At 55.4% G+C, this 14,737-nt stretch carries 16 protein-coding genes; 4 read left to right on the top strand and 12 right to left on the bottom strand.

What is annotated here, in order from left to right:
- Positions 1 to 92 precede the first annotated feature (92 nt).
- A complete protein-coding gene (locus FHW16_RS07790; RefSeq protein ID WP_348643870.1) occupies positions 93 to 914 on the top strand; it encodes an alpha/beta fold hydrolase in 822 nt (273 codons plus the stop codon).
- 53 nt (positions 915 to 967) lie between these two features.
- Here FHW16_RS07790 and FHW16_RS07795 read toward each other — a convergent pair whose 3' ends face one another.
- The 5 genes from FHW16_RS07795 to tam all read right to left on the bottom strand — a co-directional run bounded on the left by FHW16_RS07795 (position 968) and on the right by tam (position 7,481).
- Entirely contained in the window at positions 968 to 3,019 is a 2,052-nt protein-coding gene (locus FHW16_RS07795) for a M3 family metallopeptidase (RefSeq protein ID WP_182548499.1), read from the bottom strand.
- Between the two features lie 155 nt (positions 3,020 to 3,174).
- Entirely contained in the window at positions 3,175 to 4,398 is a 1,224-nt protein-coding gene (locus FHW16_RS07800; RefSeq protein WP_182548500.1) for an argininosuccinate synthase, read from the bottom strand.
- Between the two features lie 140 nt (positions 4,399 to 4,538).
- A complete protein-coding gene (locus FHW16_RS07805; RefSeq protein ID WP_182548501.1) occupies positions 4,539 to 5,561 on the bottom strand; it encodes an LLM class flavin-dependent oxidoreductase in 1,023 nt (340 codons plus the stop codon).
- 163 nt (positions 5,562 to 5,724) lie between these two features.
- Positions 5,725 to 6,573: a phosphatase PAP2 family protein gene (locus tag FHW16_RS07810; protein WP_182548502.1), complete on the bottom strand. Its 849-nt coding sequence runs from the start codon at positions 6,571 to 6,573 to the stop codon at positions 5,725 to 5,727.
- A 137-nt stretch (positions 6,574 to 6,710) separates the two neighbouring features.
- Complete coding sequence (gene tam, locus FHW16_RS07815) at positions 6,711 to 7,481, bottom strand: trans-aconitate 2-methyltransferase (protein ID WP_182548503.1); 771 nt, start codon at positions 7,479 to 7,481, stop codon at positions 6,711 to 6,713.
- Positions 7,482 to 7,635: 154 nt separating this feature from the next.
- Here tam and FHW16_RS07820 point away from each other — a divergent pair, with 154 nt between their 5' ends.
- Positions 7,636 to 8,559 carry a LysR family transcriptional regulator gene (locus FHW16_RS07820; protein WP_182548504.1) on the top strand — a complete coding sequence of 308 codons (924 nt, stop codon included), beginning with the start codon at positions 7,636 to 7,638 and terminating at the stop codon, positions 8,557 to 8,559.
- A gap of 107 nt (positions 8,560 to 8,666) precedes the next feature.
- Positions 8,667 to 9,308 carry a LysE family translocator gene (locus FHW16_RS07825; protein WP_182548505.1) on the top strand — a complete coding sequence of 214 codons (642 nt, stop codon included), beginning with the start codon at positions 8,667 to 8,669 and terminating at the stop codon, positions 9,306 to 9,308.
- Positions 9,309 to 9,310: 2 nt separating this feature from the next.
- Here the strand turns inward: FHW16_RS07825 and FHW16_RS07830 are convergent, their stop codons facing one another.
- From FHW16_RS07830 to FHW16_RS07850, 5 genes are all read right to left on the bottom strand, one after another.
- Positions 9,311 to 9,748, bottom strand: coding sequence for a hypothetical protein (locus FHW16_RS07830; protein WP_182548506.1), 438 nt, complete (start codon positions 9,746 to 9,748; stop codon positions 9,311 to 9,313).
- Entirely contained in the window at positions 9,745 to 10,926 is a 1,182-nt protein-coding gene (gene rlmN / locus FHW16_RS07835) for a 23S rRNA (adenine(2503)-C(2))-methyltransferase RlmN (protein WP_246711691.1), read from the bottom strand. The genes FHW16_RS07830 and rlmN overlap by 4 nt, the downstream gene beginning before the upstream one ends.
- Positions 10,927 to 11,105: 179 nt before the next feature.
- Positions 11,106 to 11,609, bottom strand: coding sequence for an invasion associated locus B family protein (locus FHW16_RS07840; RefSeq protein ID WP_182548508.1), 504 nt, complete (start codon positions 11,607 to 11,609; stop codon positions 11,106 to 11,108).
- Positions 11,610 to 11,896: 287 nt separating this feature from the next.
- Entirely contained in the window at positions 11,897 to 12,277 is a 381-nt protein-coding gene (locus FHW16_RS07845; protein WP_182548509.1) for a YkvA family protein, read from the bottom strand.
- A gap of 96 nt (positions 12,278 to 12,373) precedes the next feature.
- Positions 12,374 to 12,691, bottom strand: a complete 318-nt coding sequence (locus FHW16_RS07850) for a 4a-hydroxytetrahydrobiopterin dehydratase (RefSeq protein ID WP_281410094.1) — start codon at positions 12,689 to 12,691, stop codon at positions 12,374 to 12,376.
- A 42-nt stretch (positions 12,692 to 12,733) separates the two neighbouring features.
- Between FHW16_RS07850 and FHW16_RS07855 the strand changes: the two genes are divergently transcribed.
- Complete coding sequence (locus tag FHW16_RS07855; RefSeq protein ID WP_182548511.1) at positions 12,734 to 13,204, top strand: low molecular weight protein-tyrosine-phosphatase; 471 nt, start codon at positions 12,734 to 12,736, stop codon at positions 13,202 to 13,204.
- Here FHW16_RS07855 and thpR read toward each other — a convergent pair.
- Both thpR and FHW16_RS07865 read right to left on the bottom strand, forming a co-directional pair.
- Complete coding sequence (gene thpR, locus FHW16_RS07860; protein ID WP_182548512.1) at positions 13,156 to 13,749, bottom strand: RNA 2',3'-cyclic phosphodiesterase; 594 nt, start codon at positions 13,747 to 13,749, stop codon at positions 13,156 to 13,158. The genes FHW16_RS07855 and thpR overlap by 49 nt on opposite strands.
- 234 nt (positions 13,750 to 13,983) lie before the next feature.
- Positions 13,984 to 14,667, bottom strand: a complete 684-nt coding sequence (locus tag FHW16_RS07865; protein ID WP_182548513.1) for an arylesterase — start codon at positions 14,665 to 14,667, stop codon at positions 13,984 to 13,986.
- Positions 14,668 to 14,737: the final 70 nt, after the last annotated feature.

A 14,737-nucleotide genomic window follows, 5' to 3' on the forward strand; every position in this document is an offset into this window, starting at 1 on the left:
CCGCAGCTGTCAGCCTCAAGGTCGGCGACGCAGACGCAACAGACAAGAGCAGCAAAACCAAATCCAGGGAAACCGCGAAAGGACACAAGGCCATGAGCACGTTTATCACCAAGGATGGAACCGAGATTTATTTCAAGGACTGGGGCAAGGGACAGCCAGTCGTATTCAGCCATGGTTGGCCGCTGAATGCCGATGCATGGGAAGACCAGATGGTATTCCTCGCCTCGAATGGCTACCGTGCTATTGCCCATGACCGTCGCGGCCATGGCCGTTCCAGCCAACCATGGAATGGCAATGACATGGATACCTATGCAGACGATCTGGCCGAACTCTTCGAGAAGCTTGATTTGAAAGAGGCCATCATGGTCGGTCATTCGACTGGCGGCGGCGAAGTTGCCCGCTACATCGGCCGCCACGGCACCAAGCGTGTGGCCAAGGCTGTGCTGGTTGGTGCGGTTCCACCGCTGATGCTGAAAACCGCTGCCAATCCTGGTGGTCTGCCAATCGAGGTGTTCAACGGTATCCGCGACGGTGTCACGGCCGATCGCTCGCAGTTCTTCAAGGACCTGACGGCACCATTCTACGGTGCGAACCGGCCGGGTGCCAAGGTTTCACAAGGTGTGCGTGATGCATTCTGGGCTCAGGGCATGCAGGGCGGGCTGAAGAACGAACTCGATTGCATCAAGGCCTTCTCGGAAACCGACTTCACTGAAGACCTCAAGAAGTTTGATATCCCGACCCTGTTCATCCATGGCGATGACGACCAGATCGTCCCCATTGACGACTCCGCCAAGATTGCCACGACTTTGGTCAAGGGTTCGAAGCTTACGATCTATCCGGGGGCGCCGCACGGTCTGGCAACAACCCACAAGGATCAGCTCAACAAGGATCTGCTGGCCTTCGCCAAGGCCTGATTTACTGACATGGAAAACCCGCCGTGCTTTTCAGCGCGGCGGGTTCTGTGGCGTCAGGCAAGACCGCGCTTTTCAATCATCGCATCGGGCGTTGGCATCTTGCCGCGGAAAGCCTTGTACAGCTCTTCCGGATCTCGGCTGCCGCCAGCCGAATAAATGTACTGCTTAAGCTTCCTGGCGAGATCGGCATTGAATACATCACCAGTCTCTTTAAACGCCTTGAATGCATCTGCATCCAGTACTTCCGACCATAGGTAGGAATAGTACCCGGCGGAATAGCCATCGCCGGAGAAGACGTGGGTGAAGTGCGGTGTGCGGTGGCGCATAATGATGGCATCAGGCATGGACAGGCTTTTCAACGTGTCTGCCTCGAACTGAATCGGATCGGTTGGCGGTGTGCCGTCCGCATGGAAAGCCATGTCGACGAGTGCCGATGAGGCAAATTCCACCATGCTGAATCCAGCATTGAACTTGTCGGCCGCCAGCACCTTATCGAGCAATGCCTTGGGCATCGCCTCGCCAGTGCGGCAGTGAACGGCATACTTTTCCAGCACTTCCGGTACTGTCAGCCAATGTTCGTAAAGCTGCGATGGCAGTTCGACGAAATCGCGCGACACCGAGGTGCCGGATACAGCTGGCCATGTCACATCGGACAAAAGACCATGCAAGGCATGGCCAAACTCGTGGAAGAGGGTGCGAGCACCATCCAATGAGAGCAACGCCGGCTCACCCTTGGGCGGTTTGGCAAAATTCATGACGTTGTAAATGATCGGCTTCTGGCCGCCGTCGAGCTTATGCTGTGACTGCAACGCGCTCATCCATGCACCTGAGCGCTTGGATTGCCGGTTGAAATAGTCACCAAGGAAAAGGCCACGGCGGCTGCCGTCCGGATTCTGCACTTCCCAGACCCGTACATCCGGATGCCATGTGGGAATGCCGGTCTTTTCCTCGAATCGGATACCGAACAGGCGGGTAGCGACGTCGAAACAGGCCTCGATGATCTTTTCCAACTGCAGGTAAGGCTTCAGTTCGGCCTCATCGAAAGCAAAGCGTTCATTGCGCAGCTTCTCCGCATAAAAACGCCAGTCCCATGGTGCAACCTTGTGGTTGCGGCCTTCCGCTGCGATCAGCCGCTCCAGATCGGCCTCCTCTTCGGCCGCGCGATTGCGGGCCTTGTCCCAGACCGGCTCAAGCAGGTCCATGACGGCCTTGGGTGTCTTGGCCATGGTGTCGTCAAGCTTGTAGGCGGCAAAGCTGTTATAGCCTAGCAGCTTGGCCTTTTCCGCGCGCAACGAGACCATATCAGCAACGATAGCGCGGTTGTCGGTTGTGCCGCCATTTTCGCCGCGCGCCGCCCAGGCGCGGAACGCCTTTTCACGCAGTGAGCGGTCTTCGGAGAAGGAGAGAAATGGTTCTATGATCGAGCGAGACAGTGTGACAGCCCACGCGTCGGGATGATCACGTTCCTCGGCCGCGCCCCGCATGGCCGTGCGGACAAAATCCGGCAAGCCCTGCAGCTGTACTTCGTCGGTTATGAATAATGCCCAATCGGATTCGTCCTTGAGAACATTCTGGCCGAACTGCGCGCCAAGTCCGGCGAGCTTCTCGTTGATATCGGCAAGGCGGATCTTGCCCTGCTCATCGAGCCGGGCACCGCTGCGCACGAAACCTTTCCAGGTTTTCTCAAGAACGCGGTCTGTTTCCGCATCAAGGCCAAGGAAGTCCCGTTGCTCGTATAGAGAATCGATACGGGCAAAAAGTTGCGGGTTCATCATGATCGACGAATAGTGGCGCGACATCTTGGGAGCGATGACACGTTCGAGGGCCTGAATCGTGTCATTGGTGTGCGCGCCGGCACGCAGCCAGAAAATGGAAGAGACGCGATCCAGATCTTCGCCGGATAGTTGCAAAGCCTTCAGTGTGTTCTCTATGGTCGGCGCCTCGTGGTGGTTGATGATAGCATCAACATCGGCAAGATCAGCTGCGAGTGCCGCATCGAAGGCTGGAGCAAAGTCATCATCGGTAAAGGCAGTGAAATCAGGAAGCCCAAGTGGTCCGGTCCAGTCCGTCAGTGCGGGGTTGATGGCCGTTTTCTGTGAGGACATGGGGGAAGACTCCGTCATGAGGGATGAACTCTGACCTAACATCTAAGGCGGCAACAGGACGACCACAAGTCAATTGCCAGCCGAAAGCGTTGTCGGAAAGCAAACGCCCAAACAAAAACGGGGCTTGCGCCCCGTTTCGTGTCCGTATTGCTGGATCAGCTGTTGCGCCTGCGTGCTGCCAGCGTGCGTAAACGCAAAGCGTTCAGACGAATAAAGCCTGCCGCATCCTTCTGGTCGTAGGCGCCGCGATCATCCTCGAAGGTGACCAGCGCGTCGGAATAGAGCGACTTCTTCGACTTGCGGCCGGAGACCATGACATTGCCCTTGTAGAGCTTGAGGCGGATCGTGCCTTCCACATCGTCCTGGCTCTTGTCGATCATCGCCTGCAGCATTTCGCGCTCAGGCGAGAACCAAAAGCCGTTGTAGATGAGTTCCGCATAGCGCGGCATGAATTCATCCTTGAGGTGGGCTGCACCGCGATCAAGCGTCAGCGATTCCATGGCGCGGTGCGCAGCCAGAAGGATCGTACCACCCGGAGTTTCGTAAACGCCGCGCGACTTCATGCCGACGAAACGATTCTCGACCAGATCAAGACGGCCGATACCATTGTCGCGACCGAGATCATTGAGGGTTTTCAGCAGCGTTGCCGGTGACAGTGGTTTGCCATCGATGGCGACAGCGTCACCCTTTTCGAAGGCGATCTCGATTTCCGTGACCTTGTCAGGTGCATCCATTGGCGAAATGGTGCGCTGGTGCACATATTCCGGGGCTTCCTGCCATGGGTCTTCCAGAACCTTGCCTTCCGAAGAGGAATGCAGAAGATTGGCATCGACTGAAAAAGGTGCTTCGCCGAGTTTATCCTTGGCGATAGGGATCTGGTGTTCGCGGGCGAACTCGATGAGATCCGTGCGTGACTTGAAGGTCCAGTCACGCCATGGCGCGATCACCTTGATATCCGGGTTCAGCGCATAAGCGGAAAGCTCGAAACGCACCTGATCGTTGCCCTTGCCGGTCGCGCCGTGGGCGATGGCATCAGCGCCGGTGCGCGCGGCGATTTCAACGAGGTGCTTGGAGATCAGTGGGCGGGCGATGGACGTGCCGAGCAGGTAGACGCCTTCATAGACGGCATTGGCGCGGAACATCGGAAACACAAAATCTCGGACGAATTCTTCGCGCACGTCCTCGATATAGATCTCCTTGATGCCCAGCATTTCGGCCTTTTTGCGCGCCGGTTCCAGCTCTTCGCCCTGACCCAGATCAGCGGTGAAGGTGACAACTTCTGCGCCGAGTTCTGTTTGTAGCCATTTGAGGATGATCGATGTATCGAGACCGCCCGAATAGGCCAGCACGACTTTCTTGACGTCTTTCCACTTGTTCATTCTGTTTCCCTGACCGCTGTGCAGTCCCGCTATCGTTTGCTGAAGATGGGGGTTCTTTTATCAGTTGAGGGAATGTTGGCAAGATCAGCTTTTGCAGGGGGTGATGCTCCATCAGCTCCCATTATAATCAGCGCGTCCGGTCACCTCCATCCGAGAGCAGGGGCAACGTGCTTCAGGATCGCCTCAAGGACATGTGTGTTGTAATCGACGCCTAGCTGGTTTGGCACCGTCAACAGCAACGTATCCGCTTCCTTGATGGCTTCATCCTGAGCAAGTTCTTTTACGAGCGCTTCGGGCTCTGCTGCATAGCTGCGGCCAAAAATGGCTCTTGTATTTTCATCAATATGGCCAATTGAATCTCCGTCCCTGCCAGCATTTCCAAAATAGGCGCGGTCGCGGTCATTCATCAGTGCGAAAATGCTGCGGCTGACTGAAACGCGCGGTGTCCAATTATGGCCCGCTTCCTTCCATGCCTGTCGATAAGCGCGTATTTGCGCAGCTTGCTGGATATGGAATGGTTCGCCTGACTCATCATTCTTCAATGTGGAGCTTTGGAGGTTCATGCCCAACTTGGCCGCCCAGATGGCTGTGGAGTTGGAGCCTGCGCCCCACCAGATACGCTTTCGCAGGCCCTCAGAATGTGGTTCGAGGCGCAGCAAACCGGGCGGGTTGGGAAACATCGGCCTCGGATTGGGTTCAGCAAAGCCTTCGCCTTTGAGCAGGCCGAGGAAAGCTTCTGCGTGTTGACGACCCATGTCAGCATCTGTGGTGCCTTCCTCCGGCTGATAGCCGAAATAGCGCCAGCCATCGATGACCTGTTCCGGTGAGCCCCGGCTGAGTCCAAGCTGCAACCTGCCGTTCGAGATCAAATCTGCCGCACCTGCATCTTCGGCCATATAGAATGCATTCTCGTAACGCATATCGATGACAGCTGTGCCGATTTCGATGTTTTGGGTTTTCGCTCCAATTGCTGCCAATAGTGGGAACGGTGAGGCGAGTTGCCGGGCGAAGTGATGGACCCGAAAATAAGCGCCGTCCACACCAAGTTCCTCGGCGGCAACGGATAAGTCAATCGATTGAAGAAGGGCATCTCCTGCTGAACGTGTTTGCGATTGCAGTGAAGGCGCCCAATGACCAAACGAAAGGAAACCGATTTTCTTCATGACTATCCACACCTGAAAGGAGCAAAACAGCTGCTCGGGAGCGCTGAATATAGGGGCGGTTACCTCTGGTTATAAGCCCGTTGAACACTGTGTTCGACGCATGGTGTCAGAAGGGTTTCATCGTAGCGATCCAAGGCTTTGCATGGCATGGTGAATCTGATCATTAAGCGCCGGACGAACCGGCCGGGCCGTACTTACGCGTTGACCATGCTTCACACAACGCAGTCAGGATACAGAAAACAACTACGGTGGAGAGTGAACCGAGCACGACATCGGAAAGATAGTGGCGGCCGAATGCAACCCGCAGGATATCGGTCACGATGATGATGCCGGCGATCGGCCACGCCATTTTTTTTCGCAATTCATGCGGCCAGAGCGGCAGCAGGCAGACCAGCCAGGCGATGCCCGCAGCCTCTCCGGAAACAAAGGAGCAATTATGCTGACAGGCATGCGACCACTCAGCCGCGGCCACGAAAGGGTGCTCACCGCCAAAAAGCCAAGTGTTGGCTGGCCGGGGCCTTCCGATAAACTCCTTCATGAACGCATTGACCAATAGCCCTGGCCCTACAGCCAGCGTGACGAGGGCTACCGTTGAAATACGGATTCTCTGATGGTTCCAGCGCAAACCGGAAGCAAGATCGCGCAGGGCAATCGTAACGACCACTGACGCCGCCACGATGGGAAGCGCATAAAAGGCTCTCCGTAAAGTCTTGAAGAAGGCAACTGATGTTGCAGGAAAATCACCGCAAATACCGTTACCAACGGTCGTCACACAATCGGAAGTGAGAAAAAACAAAGAGGTAACGGCCTTGTCTATCTCCGACGCGCGGTTGAACATAATGGCCAAAGCTGCCCAAAATGCTGCCAGACTAAGGGCAAGAGCCGGCTGGCTCCAAGCGCCAAAACCGTATGGTGCCTTACCGCATGCAGCAGATGTTGTTCGATAATAGACCATACGGTTCTCTGGGCTGAAACACTGGTCTCTTCTGGCGTGCAATGATTGCAGCGTCATTACAGAGAGGGTTTTTCAACTGACCGGTGAAAAGTATTTAATTAAGGCTGCTCAATGTCGGTATTTTGATGCTGCAAAATAAATGGCGGCCAATTGGCCGCCATTGATGTTTGCTTCCGCTGATTGGCCTCTTGATCTTACCGGGTTGCCACCATGAAAAGACGCGGAAAGGGCAGCAGGACTGTGCCATCGGGCAAAGCCGGATAGGCCTGTGCGACCGCGGCGGTATATCTTTCTAGGAAGGCGATACGTTCCGCTTCATCCAGAGGATCGAGGAACGGCCGCAGACCGGTGCCCTTCAACCATTCGACCACACCATTCGCGCCGTCTGCGAGCGGGTGATAATAGGTAGTCTGCCAGACATCTGCCTTGGCGGAAATCGACCGAAGCGTGCGATAATACCATTCCGCGCTTTGGCGTGGTGCACGTTTGGTTGCCGATCCGACCAGTTTGGTCGCCCACGGACCGTCAGCAGCGATCTCGCGCATCAACCGGTGTGTCGGCTCATCAAGGTTGTTGGGTAGCTGGATCGCGAGACTGCCACCGGTTGTCAGTTTGCCGACGAGATTCGGCAAGAGCGTGGCATGATCCGGAAGCCACTGAATGACCGCATTGGCAAGGATGACATCATATGGCCCGGTGCCGTTCCAGTTTGCGATGTCTGCCACTTCGAACGCGACTTCGGGGAGCCGCACGCGAGCCGCTTTGACCATGTCTTCCGAGCTGTCCATTCCCGTGACCGCTGCATTGGGAAAACGCGCGATCAAGACTTCGGTGGAATTACCGGGTCCGCAACCGATATCAATGACTGATCGGGCGTCATCGCGGGAGACCGCTGCAAGCAGGTCACGAACAGGGCGGGTGCGTTCGTCTTCGAACTTTACATATTGTTCGGCAGACCAGCTCATAACGCATCTCCATTACGGCAGCAGGAGGAGGGCAGATTTCCGGACATTGGGCGATACCTCGCAAGAAATATTGGAAAGGAGTGTATTGGCAGAATACGCCCGGAATACTATGATTTCCAATGCATGGTTTTAGTAATTTTGATACTTTTAAGGTATGACATTGATTGATCTGCGCCGTCTCCGCGCTTTTATCGTTCTGGCTGAAGAAGGCCATGTTACCCGTGCCGCCGAGCGGTTAGGTATACAACAACCACCGTTGACACGTTTGCTGCAAGGGCTTGAGGCGGAACTCGGTGTGTTGCTGATGCACCGCTTGCCGCGCGGTGTGCAGCTGACAGAAGCGGGAAAAGTCTTGCTCGAGGAGGCGCGGATCATCCTTGCCCGCGCCGATGGTGTTACGGATCTGGTTCACCGTGCTGCGCGTGGTGAGCTGGGAAGTCTGGCCGTCGGATTCACCAGTTCGGCGGCCCTTCATCCGTTTGTCCCGAAAGCATTGCGCGCCTTCCGCGAAAGCCTGCCGCACGTTTCTGTTACCCTGGAGGAAGCTGGGACGGCCGAACTGGTGGATGCGCTGATGCATGAGCGGCTTGATGCTGCCTTTATTCGGTCGCCGGTCGGGCGCACGCCGGGTTTGCGGATTGATGCCCTGCTGGAAGAACCGATGCTTGTGGCGCTACCAGTGGGACACCGGTTCGCAATCGATACCCGATCACGGCTGCTGCTGACAGAATTGGCCACGGAGCCATTCATTCTTTATCGGCGCACTGCGGGACCGGGTCTGTACGATACAATCCTGACGGCATGCCGTGAGGCAGGGTTCAGTCCTGTCGTGGCACAGGAAGCGCCGCGTTTGACTGCAACACTCAGTCTGGTGGCAGCCGGGTATGGTATTTCGCTGGTGCCAGCCTCCATGCAACGGCTTGGTGGCGAGGACATTGTCTACAGAGCTGTTGCCGGCAGTTCGAAACTTATAGCACCATTGCTCCTAGCCATGCGCCAGTCTCATCCCGCGCCTGCGCTTGCCCAGCTACGCGGGCTTGTGCAGCGTATGGTGGTTTCACAACGGGCCATAACTTAAGGCGCTGCGCCTGACGCGCACGGAAATCTTTTCAGAGCCTTCAGAATGCGGTGGTCAAAACATTGCTTCCGCGTTAGTTTCCGCGCGTTTTCTAGACGGAGCACCCCATGACCTTCATTCCGGATTGGCCAATCATTGTGCAATTTGCGATTGCTACTTTCGTCCTGTCGATCACACCCGGACCTGATATGACGCTTTTCGTCGGCCGTGCCCTTTCCGAAGGCAAAGCTGCAGGCTTCGCCTGTCTGGCGGGCGCGAATTGCGGGATTGTGGTGCATACAACAATGGTCGCGCTTGGCCTTTCCGCATTGATTATTGCTTCGCCTACAGCGTTCCTCGTCCTCAAGATTGTCGGCGCCGGCTATCTCGTCTGGCTTGCCTTTCAGGCGATCCGCAAAGGATCGGCCTTCTCTCCGGAAAAGAAGAGTGGTCCGACCCATACATTGTTTCAGAACTGGCTTACTGGCATCGGTATCAATTTGCTCAACCCGAAGATCATCCTGTTCTTCATGACGTTTCTGCCGCAGTTCGTTTCGGCAAGTGATCCGCATGCACCGGGAAAGCTGTTCTTTCTCGGGCTGCTGTTCATCCCGCTGTCGTTGCCCGTGGTCACGCCGATGATTGTCGCGGCCGACCGGTTTGCTGGGCTGTTGCGAAAGAATCCGACTGTAACGCGGGTGACCGACTGGTTGTTCGCCGGCGTGTTCTCGGCCTTTGCCGCAAAAATCCTGATGGCGCAGGCAAAATAGCGCTACGTGCGCGGATCCGTAGGGCGGGCCGGTAGGGTCAGTCCGGCACTGCGGCCCGATACAAGCCAGTAGACAAAGCCACCCACCACACCGGTGGCGAGAATGGCTGCAAATGTATCGATATCTTCGGTCTGCGGCCGCCACTTCCAGACGATGATGACAACGGCAGTTGCTGCACCACCTAGGGCATAGAACAGCCAGTCCCGCCACGCCGTCAGCTCCGCAAACAGGATAAGAATGCAAGCGGGAATGAAGACACTATAGCCGATCATCACCGCAAAGACCGGAACTGTGGAATACAGGAATGGGCCGTCGCTTCCGATCATTTCCGTGCTGCCCAGCCACAGAAGATTGAGAAACAGCGATGCGGCGAAAATAGCGCAGAGGAAACCGAAAACGATCAGCGTAAAGCGGAAGATATAGAAGGCGATCTGGCTCAATCTTCGCCGTGCCCGGCGATCATGGCCGCCTCGAATGCCAAACGCTCCGTTTTCTTCATCCGCTCGGATTCAGACTTCAACTGCCCGCAGGCTGCCAGAATATCGCGACCGCGCGGTGTGCGGATCGGCGAGGCATAACCGGCATTGTTGACGTAGTCGGCAAATTTCTCGATCTGTTCCCATTCCGAGCACTGGTAGTTAACGCCGGGCCATGGGTTGAACGGTATGAGGTTGATCTTGGCCGGAATGCCCTTGAGCATGCGTACCAGTTCCTTGGCATCTTCCAGCGAGTCATTGACGCCCTTGAGCATCACATATTCAAAGGTGATCCGCTTGGAGTTTGACAGGCTGGGATAGGCACGGCAGGCATCAAGCAGGTCCTTGAGCGGATACTTCTTGTTGATCGGCACGAGCATATCGCGCAGATCGTCATTCACCGCATGCAGCGAGATAGCCAGCATGACCCCGATTTCCTCGCCTGCCTTGTAAATCTCCGGCACAACGCCAGAGGTGGACAGGGTAATACGGCGCTTCGACAGGGATAGCCCATCACCATCGGAGGCAATCAACAGCGCCTTCTTCACATTCTCAAAATTATACAGCGGCTCGCCCATGCCCATCATGACGATGTTTGAAACCTTGCGCCCTTCAGCGGGAACAATAGCACCGTCTGGGGTGCCGCGATCCGGAAAATCACCAAGCCGATCGCGTGCGATCAGAAGCTGCGAGAGGATTTCCTCGGCAGTCAGGTTGCGAACCAGCTTTTGTGTGCCCGTATGGCAGAAGGAGCATGTCAGCGTGCAGCCGACCTGACTGGATATGCAAAGGGTGCCGCGGCCCTCTTCGGGGATATAGACTGTTTCAATCTCAACGGGACGACCTGCACCACGCGGCGGAAACCGGAAAAGCCATTTGCGGGTACCGTCGGTGGAAATCTGTTCCTCAACGATCTCCGGACGGGCAATCGTGAAATGCCGGTCCAAAAGTTCCCGCATATCGCGGGAAATGTTGAGCATGTCAGAAAAATCCGAGACGCCACGCACATAGAGCCAGTGCCAAAGCTGGGCAACACGCATCTTGACCTGACGCTCGGCCACACCGATTTCTGCCAGCGCTTCGCCCATCTCGGCGCGCGACAGGCCAATCAGTGTTGGCTTGCCATTCATGGCGGCAAGCATGGCATCACGGGATTTATCCCGGGCAAAGGACTGTGTCTCAGACAAAACGGACATTGTATTTTCTAACGTTCTTTCGTGAAGCGCGGCTCATAACACGTTCTGGCCGTTCCGTCACCTCCACATGAAAAAAGGCCGGACAGGTTCTGTCCGGCCTTTCTATAGGGGAAGAGCCAATAGGCCTATTTGCAGGTCGCTATTGCCTTGAGTGCGGCCGATACACCCTTGAGTGAATAGGTATAGCTGGTTTTGGTTCCACGCTTGGAAACAGCATTGATGGACATGGTATGGCCAGTGCGAAGAGCTGCAACGAGCTGCGGCTCCTCCGCGGCGTTTTCCATCCAGCCATGGCTGCCATTGGTGAACATGGAGAAGCTGCGCGCATCAATGTTGACGGTGACTTTAGAATTGACCTGAAGATCATATCCCGCCTTGAACTGCGGCTCAAAACTTACGTTCTGTCCAGGCTTCTGGCTGACCATGAAGAAGTTATCTCCGTGATCGATCTTCGCAGGCTGCTTGTCCACAGGAACCGACAGGACATAGCAAACTTTGCCTTTCCCCTGCTGATAGCTATAGGCACCCCACGCGTTAAACTGGCTGATTTGACTTGGGGTCTGGGCAAGAGCCGTCCCTGCCAGCCCAAGCATGAGCACAGAGGTCGCTACGATTGATTTTCCAAACATGTTACCTACCAGTTTTATCGTTCACTTCATAACTTATGAACCGGCAAGGGCCGTTAAGCCCTACTGTCCAGTTCGCTTTCTCTTAATTTGACTTAATCTGGGTTACCAAACGGTGAAGACAGGGTCAAAAAAGCGATTTTTGTAAGCGAGAAGATCACGTCATTTATGCAAAATCCCACGACGCAACTCCAGCCCAACAAAAGCGGCGACACTTTGACAATTCCACCCATCACAGGGATGTGATGCAAAAACAGCCGCCAGTCAGCCCGATTCCAACGGATTCAGGCTCAATGACCTCTGTCGAGATCGTCGATTGCCTTCTTTGCTGCTTCACGGTGTGCGGGGGTGATATGGTTGCGGATGGCGTTCAACGCAGCCATCAGCACTGCCACGTCATCGGTGAATCCAAGGCCAAAAATGAAGTCGGGAATGACGTCGAACGGCATGACAAAATAGGCAAGTGCAGCAAGCAGGGTGCCGCGTACCCGGAAGGGCGTTGAAGGGTCAAGGGCGCAGTAATAGCCTGCAATGACTTCGTCAAGAAAAGGGACGGATTTGGCAGCTCTGCGCGCAGTCTTCCAGAACCGTGCACGCACAGTTTCCTCGCGGGAGCGCTGTTCATATTCACTGCCGGGCTGCAGAATTTCACCAATTTTGACGTCGTCCATTCCTCTTCCTTCAGGGTTGTTGAACCAGATTGATAAACTCCGGCTCGAAGAAAAACATGGTAAGAGTCGGTCGCTGGTACAAGAGTTGTGCCCAGATTATCGTTCGAGGGCAGCAAAGTGGTCCATGGCCCGGGCCATTGCAATATCAAGTTCAGTTATGCCGTCGGCGTCATGGGTGGCAAGCGTAACCTCGACCCGGTTATAGACGTTGAACCATTCCGGATGGTGGTCCATCTTCTCGGCAACGAGCGCCGTGCGGGTCATGAAACCAAAGGCGGCATTGAAATCCTTGAATTTGAAGGTCTTGCTCATGGCTTCGCGACCGTCCGTCTTCGACCAGCCCGTGAGTTCCTGCAGAGTCGTGTGGAGGTCTTCGGCTTTTAAGCGATTGCGTGCCATGGTGTGTTTCCTCATAAACGTTCGAGCTGTTCCTCACCAACCATAGTGTAACGATCCATGAAAACCCATCCGCTTCGCTCCGTACTTTTCGTTTGTCTCGGCAATATCTGCCGCTCGCCGCTGGCGGAAGGTGTATTCAGGTCCGTACTTGCGGAACAGGGAAAGGCAGAGAGTGTTCGGATTGATTCCGCCGGAACCAATGGCTATCACACTGGCGAAGCGCCCGATGACCGTTCGGTTTCTGTAGCAGAGAAACACGGAATTGATATTTCAGGTCAGCGCTGCCGACAGCTGAAGCCTGAGGACTTCCTGAATTTTGATCTGATCCTCGGGATGGATCGCGCCAATGTGACGGCGATCGAGCTGCGGCGTCCAGCCAATGCAACGGCAGAAACGGGGCTGTTAAGCACGATTGCATTGGGTGAGAACAACCAGATCCCCGATCCCTATTACGGCACCGGGGTCGATTTCGAGCGGGTTTACCTGATGGTCCTCAAGGCTTCCAGGGGCCTCTCGAAACGCTTCTGATAGGTACGTGCTGATTCCAGTGGCCAGGCTTCTTCGACGATATAAGGGCCGCCGCCCACGGAATCGCGAGATGACATCAGGACGAAGCGCCCGATAGTGAAGGGCATGGTGGAAAAATTGCCGCGTGAGGCGAGATAATGCGCCACTTCTTCGTTGCGGGCATTGCGCAACCGCGCCAGGGTGACGTGCGGGGTGAATTTCCGAGGGTCCGCCGGGAGCATCAGCCGCTGGCAAATGCGCTCGATCTCTCCATGCAGTGCCTGAATATCAGGGGAGGGCGAAACGGCCGCAAAAACACTGTGGGGCTTCTTGGAGCCGAATGCGTTGACGCCCGAAAGCTGCAGCGTGAACTCCGGCCGCCTGACACGGTCAAGCGCGTTGGCGACCTCGTCAGCCACGTGGCCTTCAACATCACCAATAAAGCGCAGAGTGATGTGATAGTTTTCGACATCGATCCATCGGGCACCGGGCAAACCACCGCGCAAGAGCGACAGTGAGAGAGCAGCGTCCCTCGGGATCTCGAGGGCAGTAAAGAGACGCGGCATAAGGCATCCTCCCCGAATCGAGTTGTAACCTCAGGGAATCATTGAATGAGTCCAAGAGCAAGGCACAATTTCACATTCTTTTGCGCCGCGACAAATAAGACACGCTAGATGTGGTGTGATGATGACAACAATATGAATGGTTTGCCCTTGAAGTTAAGGGCTTCTGGATGATCAGGTAGGCCCACGACCTGTGTTGCCCCGGGGGCAACCATTGTTTGCCCCGGGCTCTACGGTTTACTGATCGGCGCTGTCGGATGTATCCGATGTGACCGTTGGTTGTTTAATCGTCTTCTGCATGATGGGAAGAAAACCCTTCACCATGACAGCGACGCCTTCCGTTGTCGGATGCATGCCGTCAGCCTGCAGCAGTGATGTCTCTGTCGCGATGCCGTCCATGAAGAATGGATAGAGCGGGACATCATATTTTTTGGCGAGATCCGGGAAGATTGCATTGAACTTTTGCTCATAATCGCCGCCCATGTTTGGCGGAGCAAGCATTCCGGCAAGAATGACCTGAATTTTACGCTTCTGCAGCTTCTCGATCATATCGGCCAGATTCTTCTCACTGATCTCAGGCGAGATACCTCGCAAGGCGTCATTGGCGCCGAGCTCGAGAATGACCAGATCAGTGCCATCAGGTACGGACCAGTCAAGGCGCGCAAGACCGCCTGTCGTGGTATCGCCGGCAACGCCAGCATTGGCGATCGAAATATCGACACCCTTGTCTTTCAAGGATTTTTCCAGCTGTGCGGTAAACGAATCCTGCACCGGAAGTTCGAAGCCTGACATCAGACTATCGCCAAATCCGACAACTGACAGCGCATGAGCGGACACGGCATTTTGATTGGCCAAAGCCAGGGATGGCAGGGCAACAAGGCCGAGCGACACAATGATCTTTATCAATGGTTTGAATATCATCTTCGGGTACCCATATCTGACCGGACACGACTAAAGTCAGTGTCGACCATATCGTAAAGGATCCGCTTTC

It is taken from the genome of Phyllobacterium myrsinacearum, assembly GCF_014138285.1.
Classification (GTDB): domain Bacteria; phylum Pseudomonadota; class Alphaproteobacteria; order Rhizobiales; family Rhizobiaceae; genus Phyllobacterium; species Phyllobacterium myrsinacearum_A.

Bases quoted from the DNA above. Each gene is read 5' to 3' on its own strand.
- FHW16_RS07790 (WP_348643870.1), top strand. From the start codon at position 93: ATGAGCACGTTTATCACCAAGGATGGAACCGAGATTTATTTCAAGGAC.
- FHW16_RS07795 (WP_182548499.1), bottom strand. From the start codon at position 3,019: ATGTCCTCACAGAAAACGGCCATCAACCCCGCACTGACGGACTGGACC.
- FHW16_RS07800 (WP_182548500.1), bottom strand. From the start codon at position 4,398: ATGAACAAGTGGAAAGACGTCAAGAAAGTCGTGCTGGCCTATTCGGGC.
- FHW16_RS07805 (WP_182548501.1), bottom strand. From the start codon at position 5,561: ATGAAGAAAATCGGTTTCCTTTCGTTTGGTCATTGGGCGCCTTCACTG.
- FHW16_RS07810 (WP_182548502.1), bottom strand. From the start codon at position 6,573: ATGACGCTGCAATCATTGCACGCCAGAAGAGACCAGTGTTTCAGCCCA.
- tam (WP_182548503.1), bottom strand. From the start codon at position 7,481: ATGAGCTGGTCTGCCGAACAATATGTAAAGTTCGAAGACGAACGCACC.
- FHW16_RS07820 (WP_182548504.1), top strand. From the start codon at position 7,636: ATGACATTGATTGATCTGCGCCGTCTCCGCGCTTTTATCGTTCTGGCT.
- FHW16_RS07825 (WP_182548505.1), top strand. From the start codon at position 8,667: ATGACCTTCATTCCGGATTGGCCAATCATTGTGCAATTTGCGATTGCT.
- rlmN (WP_246711691.1), bottom strand. From the start codon at position 10,926: ATGCTTGCCGCCATGAATGGCAAGCCAACACTGATTGGCCTGTCGCGC.
- FHW16_RS07840 (WP_182548508.1), bottom strand. From the start codon at position 11,609: ATGTTTGGAAAATCAATCGTAGCGACCTCTGTGCTCATGCTTGGGCTG.
- FHW16_RS07845 (WP_182548509.1), bottom strand. From the start codon at position 12,277: ATGGACGACGTCAAAATTGGTGAAATTCTGCAGCCCGGCAGTGAATAT.
- FHW16_RS07850 (WP_281410094.1), bottom strand. From the start codon at position 12,691: ATGAGGAAACACACCATGGCACGCAATCGCTTAAAAGCCGAAGACCTC.
- FHW16_RS07855 (WP_182548511.1), top strand. From the start codon at position 12,734: ATGAAAACCCATCCGCTTCGCTCCGTACTTTTCGTTTGTCTCGGCAAT.
- thpR (WP_182548512.1), bottom strand. From the start codon at position 13,749: ATGCCGCGTCTCTTTACTGCCCTCGAGATCCCGAGGGACGCTGCTCTC.
- FHW16_RS07865 (WP_182548513.1), bottom strand. From the start codon at position 14,667: ATGATATTCAAACCATTGATAAAGATCATTGTGTCGCTCGGCCTTGTT.